Consider the following 15,557-nt stretch of genomic DNA (forward strand, 5'->3'; position numbering starts at 1 on the left):
ATAGTATGGGCCGCGGCAAAAACAAAAGCCCGGACGATGCCGGGCTTTTGCTCTTCTATCGTTGTACGCTCATGGCTTCGGCTTCGCAGCCGGCGTCGTGGCCTTTGGCGGCGTCGTTGCTGCCGGGTTTGCCGGATCGGCGGCCGGCGGCGGCGCCTTGATGATCTTGGCAAGCTCAGTGCTCGTCTGCTTTTGCAAGTCGCGGGAAATGCCCTGCGCCCAAATGTCTGCAGCCTTCACGGTTTCGCGCGATGCGATAGGACCATCCTTCAGCAGCTTCTTGCCAACCGGCGAGTTATAGAACTCGGCAATCGCGTTGAGCTCCTCGACGGAGAATGCCTTGGCATAGGTCAGCGCCGCTTCCTTTTCGAGATCGGCACGGCGGGGTGCGAGGGCCAACGCCTGCTTGTCAACCTCAGCCGTGATTGCGTCCTGGTAGTTCGGTGAGTCCTGGATTAGATCTGCCTTCAGGCGCTCCGCCAGGCCCGGCAGGATATTATCGAACTGCGCGGTGGCACCGATCGCGTCGATGGCGGCGCGGGCGGCCTTCAACTGCTCAGGAGAGGCTTCCTGCGCGTGTGCGGCAAAGCCGAATGCGACGCCCGAAAGAATAACGGTCGCAGCAGCAAAACGGCCAAGACCTGCAAATTTAATCATGAGTTTCAATGCTCCTGTTACCTGTTCGCCCACAGCGTGCGCGCACCTGCTGGACCTGCAATGATCGCAAGCGTCGCCATTTTGAGAAAGAGCCCGTGTTCAACGACTCCGGGTATTGAGTTCAGCTCGTTTGAAAGCGCCTCTGCATCAGGAATGCGGCCAAAAGATGCATCGATGATGTAGTGGCCACCGTCCGTCATGAAGTCTTCGCCACCGGATTGGCGCAGCGTCAGACTGCCGCTCAATCCGAGTTTCGAGGCCTTCTTTTCAATTGTCATGCGTGTCGACACAAGCCCGAACGGATTGACCTCGATCGGTAGCGCAAACGCGCCGAGCATCTCGACCAGTTTGCTCTCATCGGCAATCACGATCATGCGCTGAGATGCCGCAGCAACGATCTTTTCGCGCAGCAGCGCACCCCCGCCCCCCTTGATGAGGGTCAGGTCGGAATCGACCTCATCGGCGCCGTCGATCGTCAGATCGAGTTCCGGCAGCTCGTCAAGTGACTTCAGCGGGACGCCGAGTTCTACGCAGAGCCTTGCCGTGCGTTCGGATGTTGGCACCCCTTCGACCTTGAAGCCGGTTGCAACCTTCTCCGCCAGCAGCCGAACGAACTCCTCGGCAGTACTCCCGGTCCCGATTCCAAGCCGCATGCCATATTCGACATGAGCGAGTGCGGCCTCGGCGGCCTTGATCTTCATTTCGCGGGCATCCATGCGCCGCTGACTCCGATTATTGCGTTGGATGTGCTGTTTACACGGCTCGCTTGCCAAACGAAAGCCAAAATAGCGTAATGCTTTTCGAAAAGCCGTGGGCATCTACAACGGATCGCTTCTGCCGCGAACCGTTGCTTTTCCCGCCCTCATCACCTACTGCCGACAACATCATTTCTGAAAGGCGGAATCTTGAACCCAGCCCTCGTTGTATTCGATCTCGACGGAACACTACTCGATACGCACACCGACCTCGTCGAGAGCCTGAACCATACGATTGCAGCATTCGGCGTGGCACCCGTCAGCTACGACGACCTCACGCATCTTGTCGGACACGGCGCCAAGGTCATGATCGAGCGGGCCTGCGGACTTCGGGGACATCCGTTATCAGAGGACGAGCTCCCTGCCCTCCTTAACCGTTTCATTGCGCACTACACCGACACTATGCCGGGACATACGGCACCTTACCCCGGCCTTGTCGAGGCAATGGATCGACTGACGAGTGCCGGCTGCAAACTTGCCATTTGCACCAATAAGCTCGAAGGTCTGGCGCGCAGCCTGATCGAGAAGCTGGAACTCAGCCGCTACTTCGATGCCATTACCGGCGGCGACACCTTCCTAGTCAGAAAACCTGACGCCCAACATCTCCTCGGAACCATCGACCGCGCAGGCGGTCACGCCCGCAACACCGTCATGATCGGCGATAGCATCAACGACATTCTTGTTGCCCGAAATGCCGGCGTGCCCTCGATCGCCGTGCCGTTCGGCTATTCCGACGTCCCCGTCGAGACACTAGGGGCGACCCGCGTGATCACACATTTCGACGAGCTCACGCCTGCGCTCGTGGACGAGTTGATCGCGGACTTTGCCGCGAGGCCGACTGCCGCAGTAGGCTGACACAAGAAAGGCGGCTCACCGGCCGCCTTTTTTCATTACGTCCGCAGGCGGAATCAGATTTGCGCGCCACGTGCCTTCGTCGTGGCATCGAATGCCTTCTCAACGTAAGCATCACGGCCGTACACGTCGTCGAAATACTGCACGACGCCATCCTTGTTCGGCCACGCCGTGAAATAAGCGACGTAAACCGGTATCTTCTGGGGAACCTGAATGGAGTGGTTCTTGCCGGTCGCGATCTCCTTGCCAATCTGTTCGACGGACGTATTCAGTACGGCCGCCGCCATCGCACGCGGCTCGGCGAGACGCACGCAACCGTGGCTGAGAGCGCGCATGTCACGCTTGAAGAAGCTCTTCGAGGGCGTGTCATGCATGTAGATCGCATGCGCATTTGGGAAGAGGATCTTGAGTTCGCCAAGCGCATTGTCGTCGCTCGGCGGCTGGCGGACGGAAACGTTGGTCGTTGAGCCGTACCAGTCGACACTGGACGACGCCACGGCACGCCCGCCAACCGTTACCTCATAGCCCATCCGGTCCAGATAACTCGGGTCGGAGCGCAGACGCGGCAGCATCTCGTTGATGATGATCGACTGCGGAACACCCCAGAAAGGATTGAACTCGACCGTCTCGATCTGATCCTGGAAGAAGAAGGTCTGGTGCGACGGCTGCCCGACGACAACACGCATCGACAACTGCTCCTTGTTGTCGTTGTGGTAGTAGACCATGTAGGCCGGCTGGTTGATGAAAACGTAGCGCGAGCCGAGATCATTCGGTAGCCAACGTGCCTGCTCCAAGGCAACGACCAGCTTTTCGATTTTCGAGGGGTTGCTGTCGCCGCCGACCATGATGCGGACAGTCGCCTGGCCGATGACGCCATCCGGCTTCAACCCATGTTCCTTCTGGAAACCTTCGACAAGCGCAACGATCTCCGGCGAATACTCGGTGCTGCCAGCATAGGCAGCAAGCGTTGCCGTATGCTCAGCCTTGAGGGCGGCCGAACCGTGCTTGGAGATCGCCTTCACGATATTCGGGATTTCGGACGAGCTCTCGCCAGGGTGAAGCACGCCGCTCAGGGCGATGTTGATACGCTCGCCGCTTGCGCCTTCAGCGCGCAGCTTTGCCAGTTCGCCTTCAAGCGCGACAAACTGCGGCCCGTCCGGCGTGCGGCTTTTAAGATAGGCGGCCGTGTCCGGGCTCATTCGGGCGAGCTTCAGCACCGGCGCCAGGTTCACGTCCTTACGCTTGAAATCGTGATAGCCGGAGAGCTTGTTCGGATCGATCCGACCGCGAACGGTGTCCTGCACATAGGCAAGCACCTTGGCGGAAAGCTCCAGCTCGAACTGCGTCAGGGCGCGTTCACGGATTGCTGGATCCGGATTGGCCGGATCCTCGCTCGGCACCTGGACTGCATAATCAGCCGGGTCGAGACCGACCGACGCGGCATCCGCCAACACGCCCATTGCCGCCTTGGCGCGATCGTTGACGTCAGTACCGGCCAGCCACAAGAACGGGTTCTTCACGTCTCCGTAATATGCCTCGAGCGCCTTGGCGACTTCGACGGGAGCCCGCACCTTGGCCTCGATCAGGAAACGGCGCTGCACCGACGGCGCGGCCTCGGTCGTTGCCGACGCATCGGCAACTGCCCCGGTGACAACAGGGTCGGCAAACTTGCCGGTGTCAACAAAGCGCATCGCATCCGGCTGATACGTATAGTAGCGCGGGCTCGAAACCTTCGGCAGGGGCGCATCCGGCGCGGACTGGAGGAACGAAGGCACCGACTGCCTCGGACTGACAATCGTGCCCTGGGTCCGAGCGCGATCCCCGCGGATCATATCCATCAAGGTGTAAGCGTGCGCGGGCGCGGCGCCCGTGGCAGCCATACCGCAGGAAAGCGCGAGTGCGGAGGCCGCACCTTTCAGAAGGAATGTCATGCTTTTATCCAGTCCCAGTGTCATGCTGTCTTCAAATCGCGGGCAAGACCCGCCTTAAGAACGTGTTTCATCCGGCGCGTGCGTCACATGGCAGAAAGCCGGCTCGCCCGCCAGCCTCGACCAACTCAACCTTTAGTAACTAGGTAAACTCTTGCGCCGGCCGTCAGTTCACACAAAATTATGAAATTATTGGTTAATTTTTTACTCTATTTTCGCGATCAGACACAGTGGCCAAAAAGCAGCTGCCAGATAAAAATTCAGCCGTGTCTAAAAGATCACTGATCTTTCGCTTACTAACATGACGCCGCCACTCATATTTGTGTTTTCAAGCGGTTTTCTTCGGATGATTTCAGACCTATAAGACCGCATCTCTGAGACGCACCGCGAAAGAAAGGTATGGCCATGACCTCCACCCGCACCGAAACAGATACGTTCGGCCCAATCGAAGTTCAGAGTGACAGGTATTGGGGCGCCCAGGCACAGCGCTCCCTTGGCAACTTCAAGATCGGCGCGGAAAGACAGCCGCGGTCGATCATTCGCGCGCTCGGCATCGTCAAGCAGGCGGCGGCGCGCACAAATATGGCGCTTGGCCAACTCGATCCGGCGATCGGAAACCCTATCGTAAATGCGGCACAGGAAGTCATCGAGGGCAAACTCAACGATCACTTTCCTCTCGTCGTCTGGCAGACCGGCTCGGGCACGCAATCAAACATGAATGCCAATGAGGTGATCTCCAACCGCGCAATAGAAATGCTGGGTGGGGTGATGGGATCGAAGAAGCCGGTTCACCCGAACGATCACGTCAACATGAGCCAGTCGTCGAATGACACCTATCCAACGGCAATGCACATCGCCTGCGCCGAAGAGATCGTTCGCCACCTGCTTCCGAGCCTGCGGCATCTGCATGCCGCCCTTGACATGAAGGTCACCGAGTTCAGCCACATCATCAAGATCGGCCGCACGCACACTCAGGACGCAACGCCGCTGACGCTCGGCCAGGAGTTTTCGGGCTACGCAGCGCAGGTCGGCTCCGCCATCAAGCGCATCGAGATGACGCTGCCCGGCCTTTACGAACTTGCACAAGGCGGAACCGCCGTCGGAACCGGCCTCAACGCACCGGTCGGCTTTGCCGAGATGGTTGCTGAAGAGATCGCCAGCATTACCGGACTGCCGTTCGTCACTGCCCCGAACAAGTTCGAGGCGCTCGCCGCGCATGACTCGATGGTATTCAGCCACGGCGCCATCAACGCCGCCGCCGCGGCCCTCTTCAAGATTGCCAATGATATTCGCCTGCTGGGATCTGGCCCTCGTTCCGGCCTTGGCGAACTCGCCCTTCCCGAGAACGAGCCCGGCTCCTCCATCATGCCGGGCAAGGTCAACCCGACGCAGTGTGAAGCCTTGACGCAAGTTTGCATTCATATCTTCGGCAACAACGCTGCCCTGACCTTCGCCGACAGCCAGGGCCACTTCGAGCTCAACGTCTACAATCCGATGATGGCCTACAACTTCCTCCAGTCGGTGCAATTGCTCGGTGACGCAGCGATCTCCTTCACCGACAATTGCGTCGTCGGTATCGAGGCACGCGAAGACAATATCAGGGCCGGTCTCGAGCGCTCGCTCATGCTGGTCACTGCGCTCGCGCCTAAAATTGGCTACGACAATGCCGCCAAGATCGCCAAGACGGCACACAAGAACGGCACGACCCTCAAGGAAGAGGCGTTGGCGAGTGGTCTCGTCACCATTGAGGAGTACGATGCGATCGTTCGCCCCGAGGCGATGATCGGCCCGAAATAACCCGCGCCGAGCAGCCGAAATAGGAGGCCGCCGCACCGCGGCGGTGTTTTCACAGGGTATCATGATTAAAACAGACAGGTTTTAGAATTATTGCAATTGCGAAGACGCCCGAATAGACCATCTGCGATTTCGGTCCGCATGAAAGGTCCTTCGATGGCTGACGATCTTTTCCCCCTCAGCAAAGATACTACCCCATACCGCAAGATCAGCAGCGACTACGTCTCTGTCGACAGCTTCAAGGGACAGGACATCCTGAGCGTCGAGCCCGAAGGCATCCGTCTGCTCGCCGAAACGGCCTTCGCCGACATCAACCATCTCCTGCGCCCCAGCCATCTGAAAAAGCTCGCTTTAATCCTTGAGGATCCCGAAGCGACCGACAACGACCGCTTTGTCGCGTATGATCTGCTAAAAAACGCCAACATAGCTGCCGGTGGCGTGCTGCCCATGTGCCAGGATACGGGCACAGCGATCATCATGGCCAAGAAGGGCCGCCGTGTCTGGACCGAAGGCGAGGACTACTCGGCCCTCGCCAAGGGCGTGATGGACGCCTATGAGAAGAAGAACTTGCGCTATTCGCAGCTCGCCCCCGTCAAGATGTTCGAGGAGAAGAACACCAAGAACAATCTGCCGGCCCAGATCGACATCTATGAGGAAGGCACCGACTCTTACGATTTCCTGTTCGTCGCCAAGGGCGGTGGCTCAGCCAACAAGACCTTCCTCTATCAAGGCACCCCGTCGCTTTTGACGCATGATCGGATGATCGACTTCCTCAAGGAGAAGATCCTGACGTTAGGTACGGCGGCCTGCCCTCCCTACCATTTGGCAATCGTCATTGGCGGCACGTCGGCCGAGATGAACCTGAAGACCGTCAAGCTTGCCTCGACGCGCTATCTCGACGGTCTGCCGACCGAAGGTTCCGATAGCGGCCATGCCTTCCGCGATATCGAGATGGAAAAGGAAATCCATAAGCTGACGCAGCAGATGGGTGTCGGCGCCCAGTTCGGCGGCAAATATTTCTGTCATGACGTGCGTGTCATCCGCCTGCCGCGCCACGGTGCCTCGTTGCCGATCGGCCTCGGGGTTTCCTGTTCGGCAGATCGCCAGGCAAAGGGCAAGATCACCCGCGACGGCATCTTCGTCGAGCAGCTTGAGACGGATCCCTCGAAGTACATGCCCGAAATCGAAGAGTCGACACTATCGGATTCGATGGTCCGCATCGATCTCAACCAACCGATGTCCGGTATTCTGGCCGAACTCAGCAAGCATCCGGTCAAGACGCGGCTCTCGCTGACCGGGACGATCATCGTCGCCCGCGACCTTGCTCACGCAAAGATCCGCGAGCGACTGGAGAAGGGTGAAGGCATGCCCGAATACATGAAAGACCACCCTGTCTACTATGCCGGTCCCGCGAAGACGCCGGCGGGCTACGCCTCCGGCTCCTTCGGTCCGACCACAGCTGGTCGCATGGATTCTTACGTCGACCAGTTCCAGTCTTTCGGCGGATCGATGGTGATGCTTGCCAAGGGCAACCGGTCCCGCGCCGTGCGCGAGGCATGCAAGACACACGGCGGCTTCTACCTCGGCTCGATCGGCGGACCTGCGGCCCGACTGGCGCAAGACTGCATCAAGAAGGTCGAGGTGCTGGAATATCCGGAACTCGGCATGGAGGCCGTATGGAAGATCGAGGTCGAAGACTTCCCCGCCTTCATCGTCACCGATGACAAGGGCAACGATTTCTTCCAGGAATTCAACCTCGGCTGATTGACCTCAGTGGATAGCCGCGTGTTGGCCGATGGCCGACCGCGGCGCCCTTAATCCGGCTCTGCGGGCCTGTGACACCAAGCGCCTCTTCTGTCCTCACGCTAACGCGAATATCGCTGCGGAAAACCGCGGCGAAGAAGCCCTCCTGCCTAATCAGCACCACATATCCCGCGATACCTGCGGCAATGAGTGGGATGGGCGAAGTATAACGAGACTTATCCATGCGCTTAGCCTTAGATGAGAGCTGCGGCTCCTTCGATAGCAATAATGTGCGCTCCGTTTGTGATGCAGAGCGACCGATTGACACCGAACGTCAACAATCTGGAAACAATAAAGGCCCCCCCGGGGAGGACGCCAGGTTGGAATTTTTGTTTTGGGTCACTCGCGCATAAGGCGCAACAGCCATTACATGGCGACAAAATCATAGATAAAAATCAACGCGATAAGCAAGTTTTGGAGAGACTTGCGTAAATCTCACCTATAATCATTGGTATATCCCCCCTTAATCATTTCCCAATATTTGTAGGCTAGCAAATTAAAGTCTGCTTTTGACATTTAATTGAGGAGTAGTCGCATGACGACGACCGCGGCGCCAATGAGGGCGCAGGTTCCCGACGTGGCAGGTCAGATCACGTTCGCCATGCGCTCCATGGGTGTCGCGCCGATACCTCGGAACTACGAACTCTTCTATGAAGCCTATATCGGCTCCAACCCGGCGCTGACACGCGATCTTGCCGCACTCGGCAGTCAGGCAACGCAGGAAGAACTGGACAGGCTCGGCGCACAGTATTTTGCGCACAGCCCTGCCCGCGTATTCGACGACGCGCACGGTCGCATCGCCGCCGAGCTCGAGACGCTGTTGCGTGTCCTACGCCAAGAGCAAACCTCGCTGGAAAGCTACAACAAGCTGCTTGGGGAAACCTACAAACGGATCAGCTCGAAGAACCATACGAGCGTGGAACTCATTGAAAACGCCCTCACTTTGCTCACCGAGGCCACCGGCGACACCATGGCGCATGGCGAACGCACCGTCGAGAATGTCGTCCAGCGCTCGCAGGAGATGGACCAGGTCCGCAAGGAGCTCGACGAGTACAAGCGCATCGCCAACACTGACTCGTTGACCCGCCTGTCGAACCGTCGCGCCTTCGACGATCGCCTCGCGGCGGTTTTCAACAATCCTGCCATGCGCCCGGTGACCGCATTGGTGCTCGCCGACATCGATAATTTCAAGAAGATCAACGATACCTATGGTCATCCGGTCGGTGACAAGATACTTGCGACCGTCGCCTCGGTCATCCGCGCCAACGTGCGCCGCGACGTGTTCGTCGCCCGCACCGGCGGCGAGGAGTTCGCCCTGATCGTCGAAGGCAACACCGCCGAGGAAGTGATGGGAACGGCAGAACGGATCCGCCGCACGCTTGAAACGACACCCTTCACGAATTCGCGCACGAGGATCAATTACGGGCCCGTCACCGTATCTGTCGGTGTCTGCATGGCTTCCCACGCCGATGATGCCGGCGAGCTCTACCACAAGGCAGACGTGGCGCTTTATGGAGCCAAAAACTCCGGCCGCAACTGCAGCGTCCTCTTCGAAGACGGCATGCAGAAAGACTTCACGAAGAGCTGGCTGATCTACAAGGGATAAGCCCGTAAATACCGCCTGGCGCCGGCTTAAAACCCTAGGGGCTGCGGTTTCACCACATCGTCTTGGCCGCACGCTCCGGCCATTCGCGATCATAGGTCTCGTGATCGAAATCCCCGGTCGCCGCCTTCAGCATCAGCCCGGGGGTCGGCAAGCTCCTCGGATCGATGAACGTTTTTGGATTCCAGAGCTCGGAACGGATCAGCGCACGGGCGCACTGGAAGTAAACCTCGTCGATCGTGATAGCAATCACGGTCCGCGGGTGCTTTCCGTCCATTACGAAGCTTAAAAGGACAGCCTCATCATTGGTCACGACGCCGCGCCCATTGATGCGCATGGTCGTGTTCGAACCGGGGATGAGAAACATCAACGCCAGGCGCGGATCGCGTACGATGTTGGAGAGGGAGTCGACGCGGTTATTTCCGCGCCAGTCCGGCAGGTGCAGTGTCCTGTCGTCAATGATACGCACGACGCCGCCAATATCGCCACGCGGCGAGCAGTCGAGCCCTTCTGGACCCACCGTTGCCAGTGCCACGAACGGCGATGCCTCGATCATCTCGCGGTAGAGCGGTGTCAGATAGTGCGTCACCTTGGCTATTGATGCCTGCGTCAGCCCGCCGGCATAGATCGCCGCGAGTTCTTCCACCGTTTCAATGATTTTCATGAGCGTCCTGCCGGTTGTTGCGGGCCGCCTTTAGCTGCCTCGCGTGACGTTACAATGACATGCGCCGGGCCGGAAGGTCAAAAAGCGGAATAATCTCAGCATCTTTGTCGGAAATGACCTCGCCGAGGAAACTGGTGATCGTATCCAGAACCGGCTGCGCCGCGACAATTCGCCGGTGCCCAAATCCGTTAGCCCAGTGAAGCCGGACCTCATCGCCAGCCGCGGCGTAGCGTCGGGCATGGTCGGCGCTCACTTCCTTGTCGTCTTCGGCATGCACAATCAACACCGGCCGCTGGATCGCGCCGGCGGTCCTGCTCGCGTCGAACTCTTCCACTCGCCGGCCGGTGACACGACGCACTTCGTTCTCAAAGACTTGCTGCGCAGGCCATCCAAGCCCGATTAGCTTGCCGAACCCCTTGAACAGCCAGTGCATTTCGCTCGGCGAGCCGATCAGCACCAGCTTTTGCGGGAGCACGGCAGGCACGCCTGGCAGCAGGCCTGCCGCAGCCACGATCAGTGCGGCACCTCCGAAAGAATGGCCGATTGCGGCGTCGAACGCGCCGAACCGAGCCTCGGCCGCCGCTATCGCCTTCACCGCCATACCCATATGGAGCGCCCGTCCCGCTGCGCACCCATGGCCGGGAAAATCGACTGCAATCACCTCCGCGCCCGTTGCCGCGAGAGTCGTCGCAAGGTCGGCCATATAGGCGCTGCTCGATCCCCATCCGTGCGTCACGAGATAACGGCCGCGGCGCCCCAAAGCACCACCATTCAGCCGATACGCATGCGCCAGCCCGCCGCCGGAAAGACGAAGCCTGAACCTCTCCGCGTCAGCCAACTTTGCTACGCCGGCTGCATGCGCGCGCTTCGCCTTCTCGCCCTTGGGCTTTGAGGAGGGGGTTACGCAGAACAGGCGGAAAGCCACTTTCCCGGCAATGCGCGGCGAAAGAGACTGCAACAAGCAAAATCCGAGGCGGGTGACCTTCAGCGTAAAGTTTGCCATAGTGGGAATCCAATAATGTTCAACAATGAACAATAAAGTACAACGATGAACAAAAATCAATCCCTGCCCTGGGATCATCCGCGTTTCCGCAGCTGGATCGCCGTCGCCCGTGCATGCCAGCTCATGCAGCAGTCGCTCGGCCGCTCGCTATCTGAGCTCGATATCAAGACCCCGCATCTCGATATTCTCATCAACCTTTATCGCTTCGAAGGCATTTCCCAGCAGGAGCTCGCCCGCAAGCTGCTGGTCGGGCGCTCGAACATGAGCATGCTGCTGCCGCAGATGGAAAAGCGCGGCCTGATCAAACGACGCGGCGACGCAAAAGACAAGCGCGTGCTACGCCTCTTCCTGACGCAGGAAGGGCGCGACATCACCGAAAAAGCCATGATCATTCAGACCGACCTCATCGAGCGCGTGCTTTCGCCCGAACCGATCGAGCAATGCATGGCGATGGCGGACTCGATGGAGCGGATTATCCGCGTGCTGCAACGGGATCTGGTCGAGGAAGACTGATGTCAGTGAACGGTATGACCGACCGCCTGGCCCGAGAGGGACCTGTACTCCCAGGCGGCCACTATGATCAGCACTGCCGTCGCGAGAACGCCTGCAAGGTAGAGCTCGATAAACGGCGCAATGAAAGCAAGAAGAATGAGGAGCACGAGACCCGCCAGATGCGATAGCGGCAGACGCCCGCTGGTCGCCCCCTTGAACCAGAGATTGCCTGCCAGAAATAGTCCCGAGCCGCCGAGCACCGAGGCAATCACACCGAGGTCGCCGGTTTCATGTGGGTTAGAGAACATGAACTCAACCGCAACGGCGTGAACGATGATCCCGGCCAAAATCGGGATATGAGCATAGGTAAAGGCCTGCCGCGCGAGGCTTCCCGGCGTTTCATCGTGCTCGATGCGGTGTGCCGCCCGCTCGTGGCCGAAGCGGAAATAGAGCCACCACATCGCAACAGTCCCGACGAAACCCGTGGCGAATACCACAGCCGTCAGCGTCGAAAAAGGCAACTCGGAGAACGTTCGTCCGGAGACGAGAATCGCTTCGCCGAGGCAGATGATAACGAAGAGCGCGCAACGCTCGGCCATATGGGCACCGGACACATCCCAGTCAGAAGCAGTGGACTTGCCAAAACCGGGTACGGCAAAGCCGCTCGCCGGCCCCGCATACTCCATCGCAAGCGCGACCAGCCAAGCAATCAGCCGCGCCTCGTGCTCGAGGAGACCACCGGCGATCCAGAATATGCCGGAAACGATTAGCCAGGTGCTGATGCGAAGAAAATTGCGGTAGTTGGAGGCACTCGCCTGCTTGACGGCATAAGTGGTGAAGAGTGAACGGCCCACCTGCATCAGCACATAAGCGCCGGCAAAAAGAAGGCCTTTGTCGCCGAAGGCTTCCGGAATGGATGCGGAAAGAACGAGGCCCAGCAGCATCAGCACGACGAGCATACCACGAACAGGCATCTTGTCGGGATCGAGCCAGTTGGTAACCCACGCCGTGAAGATCCACACCCACCAGACGGCAAAGGTCATCAGCCCAGCCTCAAGCGCCCCGAGTGGGGTATAATGCGCCGCCAGGGCATGTGAAAGCTGCGAAATCGAGAAGACGAAGACGAGATCGAAAAACAGCTCGAGAAAAGTGACCTTACTGCCGCCCGGACTACCCTTCACCCGCAGCCAGTCTCGTTTCTTCGTTTCCGTCACGCATTCCCCCCGTGGGTTTGTCTTGATTACCGCGGCTTCTCGGAGGTGTCGCGACTCATGCCCTTTTCGCGCAGCTCTTCTTCGTACGCAGCGAAGAGTTCTTCGCCACGTTCGCCGAGTTCGCGCAAATAGGTCCACGTATAGATGCCAGTATCATGCATGTCGTCGAAGCCGATGCGCACCGCATAGTTGCCGGTCGGCGTCAGCGAGATGATCGCGACATTGCGCTTGCCAGGCACCGTCACCTTCTGTCCCGGCCCGTGTCCCTGCACTTCCGCCGATGGCGAAAGCACGCGCAGCATTTCGGCAGAAAGATCGTAACTCTCCTCGTCGTTGAACGTGACGACAAGGTGCTGCCGGTCTTTTGAAACTCTGAGTTCAGTCGGCCAGATATCACTCATGATCCCATTCCCTTCAAAATCACGAGTAGGCAATGACGCTTGCCGAGGCAAGCTCAATTTACCGTGCCCAAGGGGCGTTTCCCTTGACGCGGCAATGGCCTATACGCACATTAGTAGCATTGCGGAGGTATTCGTGAACAGCAACGTCGGAACGACAGGCAAGGCATCGCCACTGGTTGCAGAGACGAAACCGATGATCGACCCGTTCAAGCGGGCCGTGACCTATCTGCGCGTGTCTGTAACCGACCGTTGTGACTTCCGCTGCACCTACTGCATGGCCGAGCACATGACCTTCCTGCCGAAGCAGGATCTCTTGACGCTCGAGGAGCTGCACCGGCTCTGTTCAGCCTTCATCGCCAAGGGCGTACGCAAACTGCGGCTCACTGGCGGCGAGCCGCTGGTACGCAAGAACATAATGTATCTGGTGCGCGAACTCGGCAAACAGATCGGCTCCGGTCTTGACGAACTGACGCTGACCACCAACGGCTCGCAGCTCTCCCGCTTTGCCGACGAGCTCTATGATTGCGGTGTGCGCCGCCTCAACGTCTCGCTCGACACGCTCGATCCAGACAAGTTCCGGCAGATCACCCGCTGGGGCGATTTTCACAAGGTGATGGACGGCATCGAGATGGCCCAGAAGGCTGGCCTCAAGGTCAAGCTGAATGCCGTGGCGCTGAAGGACTTCAACGACATCGAAATGCCGGAGATGATCCGCTTCGCGCATGGCCGCGGCATGGATTTGACCGCCATCGAGACCATGCCAATGGGAGAGATCGAGGAAGACCGGACCGACCACTACATGCCGCTGTCAAAGCTCCGGGCCGATCTCGAGCAGCAGTTCACATTGTCGGATATCGGCTACCGCACCGGCGGTCCGGCCCGTTATGTCGAGGTCAAGGAAACTGGCGGCCGGCTCGGCTTCATCACCCCGATGACGCATAATTTCTGCGAGAGCTGCAACCGCGTACGGTTGACCTGCACGGGCACGCTGTACATGTGCCTCGGCCAGAACGACGCTGCTGATCTGCGCGCTGCCGTCCGCGCCACGCCGGACGACGGGCTGCTCTATGCCGCCATCGACGAGGCGATCTCGCGCAAGCCGAAGGGTCACGATTTCGTTATCGACCGTACTCACAACCGCCCAGCCGTTGCCCGCCACATGAGCGTCACCGGAGGGTGACGCCTACTAATCCAACCAGGTCAGGTCCCGTCGATCGATACTCCGCCATCGACCAGCACGGACGTGCCGGTTACGAAACCTCGCAAGATCCGAGCCCAGGAAAAGCGCCGCTTCGGTACTCCCGCTTGTTGTTTGCGGCATCCCAAATCCGCGCAGCCACCCGTTTCCTGCCATGCCTGCGCACGCATGCCTGCATCGTTGTGCACTGCGCAATCGAATTTTATCGACTGTGTCTTTCGTTCGATACCCACACCGCGAGGCACCCTCTACAAGGACGTGTACGAGAATCGGAATATCGACATGCCGCGGTCCCGCAATACCCAGGGCGCTATCTACATGAGTTCGGCTATGGCCGGATTTTCTTGCAGCGACGCACTTTCAAAATCAGTCATCGCCTCCATGAATGCCGGCCAGATCATGTGTCTGCGCGGTCTTTTCACGAGCATCTTCGTCTACGTGATCGCCCGCCACATGGGCGCCCTCCGTCCGTGGCGAATCGTATTGAAACCGATGATTATCGTCCGAGTCATTTGTGAGATATTGGCAGCGGTGACTTACATTACCGCCCTTGGCATGATGCCGATCGCAAACGCATCGGCCATCTTGCAGTCACTTCCGCTCGTCGTCACTTTCGGTGCGGCGCTGTTTTTTCGCGAGCCCGTCGGCTGGCGTCGCTGGTCCGCCATTCTTGTTGGCCTGATAGGCGTACTGATTATCATTCGACCGGGACCGGAGGGCTTCACGGTCGCCGCCCTCCTCTGTGTTGGCAGCGTCCTCACCACGGCCGGTCGCGACCTCGCCACCCGTGGCATTGGCCCCGAGATCCCATCGCTGATGATTACCGTCGTCACAGCCCTCTCCGTGACGGTCGTCGGTGCTTTGCTCACTCCGCTGCTCGGCGGATGGGAGCCGGTCAGCCTGAGCTCGCTTTCCCACCTTTTGCTCGCCGCCATTCTTGTCCTGATCGGCTATCAGTCCGTCATCATGGCAATGCGAACTGGTGAAATCTCCTTCGTGGCGCCCTTCCGCTACACCAGCCTGATCTTCTCGACATTGCTGGGCTTGGTCTTCTTTGCGGAGTTTCCCGATCATTGGACACTTGCAGGTGCGGCAGTGGTCATAGTCTCCGGCCTCTACACGTTCTATCGTGAGGGCAAGCGTCACGTGCCGCCGGTCGCCCAGAAGTCCGAGCCGAGAACACCCGTCTGAGG

The 15,557-nt window shown here is 59.1% G+C and carries 15 protein-coding genes; 7 read left to right on the top strand and 8 right to left on the bottom strand.

Going from position 1 to position 15,557, the window contains the following annotated elements; all coding sequences use genetic code 11:
- Nucleotides 1-69: 69 nt before the first annotated feature.
- Nucleotides 70-657, bottom strand: a complete 588-nt coding sequence (locus BN77_RS14305) for a DUF2059 domain-containing protein (RefSeq protein WP_007533017.1) — start codon at nt 655-657, stop codon at nt 70-72.
- A gap of 17 nt (nt 658-674) precedes the next feature.
- Nucleotides 675-1,373, bottom strand: coding sequence for a ribose-5-phosphate isomerase RpiA (rpiA, locus tag BN77_RS14310; protein ID WP_007533018.1), 699 nt, complete (start codon nt 1,371-1,373; stop codon nt 675-677).
- Between the two features lie 189 nt (nt 1,374-1,562).
- Here rpiA and BN77_RS14315 point away from each other — a divergent pair, with 189 nt between their 5' ends.
- On the top strand, nt 1,563-2,267 hold the full coding sequence (locus tag BN77_RS14315; RefSeq protein ID WP_007533019.1) for an HAD family hydrolase: 705 nt from the start codon (nt 1,563-1,565) through the stop codon (nt 2,265-2,267).
- Nucleotides 2,268-2,320: 53 nt separating this feature from the next.
- On the opposite strand, the gene BN77_RS14320 is transcribed toward BN77_RS14315, so the two are convergent.
- Nucleotides 2,321-4,195 (bottom strand): L,D-transpeptidase family protein, encoded by a 1,875-nt coding sequence (locus BN77_RS14320; RefSeq protein ID WP_007533022.1) that lies wholly within the window; start codon nt 4,193-4,195, stop codon nt 2,321-2,323.
- A gap of 402 nt (nt 4,196-4,597) precedes the next feature.
- Here BN77_RS14320 and fumC point away from each other — a divergent pair, with 402 nt between their 5' ends.
- Both fumC and BN77_RS14330 read left to right on the top strand, forming a co-directional pair.
- Entirely contained in the window at nt 4,598-5,989 is a 1,392-nt protein-coding gene (gene fumC, locus BN77_RS14325; RefSeq protein ID WP_007533023.1) for a class II fumarate hydratase, read from the top strand.
- A 153-nt stretch (nt 5,990-6,142) separates the two neighbouring features.
- Entirely contained in the window at nt 6,143-7,750 is a 1,608-nt protein-coding gene (locus BN77_RS14330; RefSeq protein ID WP_007533025.1) for a fumarate hydratase, read from the top strand.
- Here BN77_RS14330 and BN77_RS32135 read toward each other — a convergent pair.
- Nucleotides 7,737-7,973: a hypothetical protein gene (locus tag BN77_RS32135; RefSeq protein WP_081593575.1), complete on the bottom strand. Its 237-nt coding sequence runs from the start codon at nt 7,971-7,973 to the stop codon at nt 7,737-7,739. The two genes, BN77_RS14330 and BN77_RS32135, sit on opposite strands and share 14 nt — an antisense overlap.
- A 351-nt stretch (nt 7,974-8,324) precedes the next feature.
- On the opposite strand from BN77_RS32135, the gene BN77_RS14335 reads away from it, so the two are divergent.
- Nucleotides 8,325-9,395: a GGDEF domain-containing protein gene (locus BN77_RS14335; protein WP_007533029.1), complete on the top strand. Its 1,071-nt coding sequence runs from the start codon at nt 8,325-8,327 to the stop codon at nt 9,393-9,395.
- A 49-nt stretch (nt 9,396-9,444) separates the two neighbouring features.
- Here BN77_RS14335 and BN77_RS14340 read toward each other — a convergent pair whose 3' ends face one another.
- Together BN77_RS14340 and BN77_RS14345 are read right to left on the bottom strand one after the other, a co-directional pair.
- On the bottom strand, nt 9,445-10,056 hold the full coding sequence (locus BN77_RS14340; protein ID WP_007533032.1) for a pyridoxamine 5'-phosphate oxidase family protein: 612 nt from the start codon (nt 10,054-10,056) through the stop codon (nt 9,445-9,447).
- A 49-nt stretch (nt 10,057-10,105) separates the two neighbouring features.
- Nucleotides 10,106-11,059 carry an alpha/beta hydrolase gene (locus BN77_RS14345; RefSeq protein WP_007533034.1) on the bottom strand — a complete coding sequence of 318 codons (954 nt, stop codon included), beginning with the start codon at nt 11,057-11,059 and terminating at the stop codon, nt 10,106-10,108.
- 45 nt (nt 11,060-11,104) lie between these two features.
- On the opposite strand from BN77_RS14345, the gene BN77_RS14350 reads away from it, so the two are divergent.
- On the top strand, nt 11,105-11,572 hold the full coding sequence (locus BN77_RS14350) for a MarR family winged helix-turn-helix transcriptional regulator (protein ID WP_007533035.1): 468 nt from the start codon (nt 11,105-11,107) through the stop codon (nt 11,570-11,572).
- Nucleotides 11,573-11,574: 2 nt separating this feature from the next.
- Here BN77_RS14350 and BN77_RS14355 read toward each other — a convergent pair whose 3' ends face one another.
- Together BN77_RS14355 and BN77_RS14360 are read right to left on the bottom strand one after the other, a co-directional pair.
- The gene (locus BN77_RS14355) at nt 11,575-12,765 is read right to left on the bottom strand and encodes a low temperature requirement protein A (RefSeq protein WP_007533036.1); all 1,191 of its coding nucleotides are present in this window, start codon (nt 12,763-12,765) and stop codon (nt 11,575-11,577) included.
- A gap of 26 nt (nt 12,766-12,791) precedes the next feature.
- Nucleotides 12,792-13,166 (bottom strand): gamma-butyrobetaine hydroxylase family protein, encoded by a 375-nt coding sequence (locus BN77_RS14360; protein WP_007533037.1) that lies wholly within the window; start codon nt 13,164-13,166, stop codon nt 12,792-12,794.
- Between the two features lie 133 nt (nt 13,167-13,299).
- Between BN77_RS14360 and moaA the strand changes: the two genes are divergently transcribed.
- Together moaA and BN77_RS14370 are read left to right on the top strand one after the other, a co-directional pair.
- Complete coding sequence (moaA, locus tag BN77_RS14365; protein WP_040677792.1) at nt 13,300-14,346, top strand: GTP 3',8-cyclase MoaA; 1,047 nt, start codon at nt 13,300-13,302, stop codon at nt 14,344-14,346.
- Between the two features lie 300 nt (nt 14,347-14,646).
- Nucleotides 14,647-15,555, top strand: a complete 909-nt coding sequence (locus BN77_RS14370) for a DMT family transporter (RefSeq protein WP_007533039.1) — start codon at nt 14,647-14,649, stop codon at nt 15,553-15,555.
- Nucleotides 15,556-15,557: the final 2 nt, after the last annotated feature.

Origin of the sequence: Rhizobium mesoamericanum STM3625, from assembly GCF_000312665.1 — a bacterium.
GTDB classification, from domain to species: Bacteria; Pseudomonadota; Alphaproteobacteria; order Rhizobiales; family Rhizobiaceae; genus Rhizobium; species Rhizobium mesoamericanum.

Coding starts and splice junctions, on each gene's coding strand:
- BN77_RS14305 (WP_007533017.1), bottom strand. CDS start 657: ATGATTAAATTTGCAGGTCTTGGCCGTTTTGCTGCTGCGACCGTTATT.
- rpiA (WP_007533018.1), bottom strand. CDS start 1,373: ATGGATGCCCGCGAAATGAAGATCAAGGCCGCCGAGGCCGCACTCGCT.
- BN77_RS14320 (WP_007533022.1), bottom strand. CDS start 4,195: ATGACATTCCTTCTGAAAGGTGCGGCCTCCGCACTCGCGCTTTCCTGC.
- fumC (WP_007533023.1), top strand. CDS start 4,598: ATGACCTCCACCCGCACCGAAACAGATACGTTCGGCCCAATCGAAGTT.
- BN77_RS14330 (WP_007533025.1), top strand. CDS start 6,143: ATGGCTGACGATCTTTTCCCCCTCAGCAAAGATACTACCCCATACCGC.
- BN77_RS32135 (WP_081593575.1), bottom strand. CDS start 7,973: ATGGATAAGTCTCGTTATACTTCGCCCATCCCACTCATTGCCGCAGGT.
- BN77_RS14335 (WP_007533029.1), top strand. CDS start 8,325: ATGACGACGACCGCGGCGCCAATGAGGGCGCAGGTTCCCGACGTGGCA.
- BN77_RS14340 (WP_007533032.1), bottom strand. CDS start 10,056: ATGAAAATCATTGAAACGGTGGAAGAACTCGCGGCGATCTATGCCGGC.
- BN77_RS14345 (WP_007533034.1), bottom strand. CDS start 11,059: ATGGCAAACTTTACGCTGAAGGTCACCCGCCTCGGATTTTGCTTGTTG.
- BN77_RS14350 (WP_007533035.1), top strand. CDS start 11,105: ATGAACAAAAATCAATCCCTGCCCTGGGATCATCCGCGTTTCCGCAGC.
- BN77_RS14360 (WP_007533037.1), bottom strand. CDS start 13,166: ATGAGTGATATCTGGCCGACTGAACTCAGAGTTTCAAAAGACCGGCAG.
- BN77_RS14370 (WP_007533039.1), top strand. CDS start 14,647: ATGCCGCGGTCCCGCAATACCCAGGGCGCTATCTACATGAGTTCGGCT.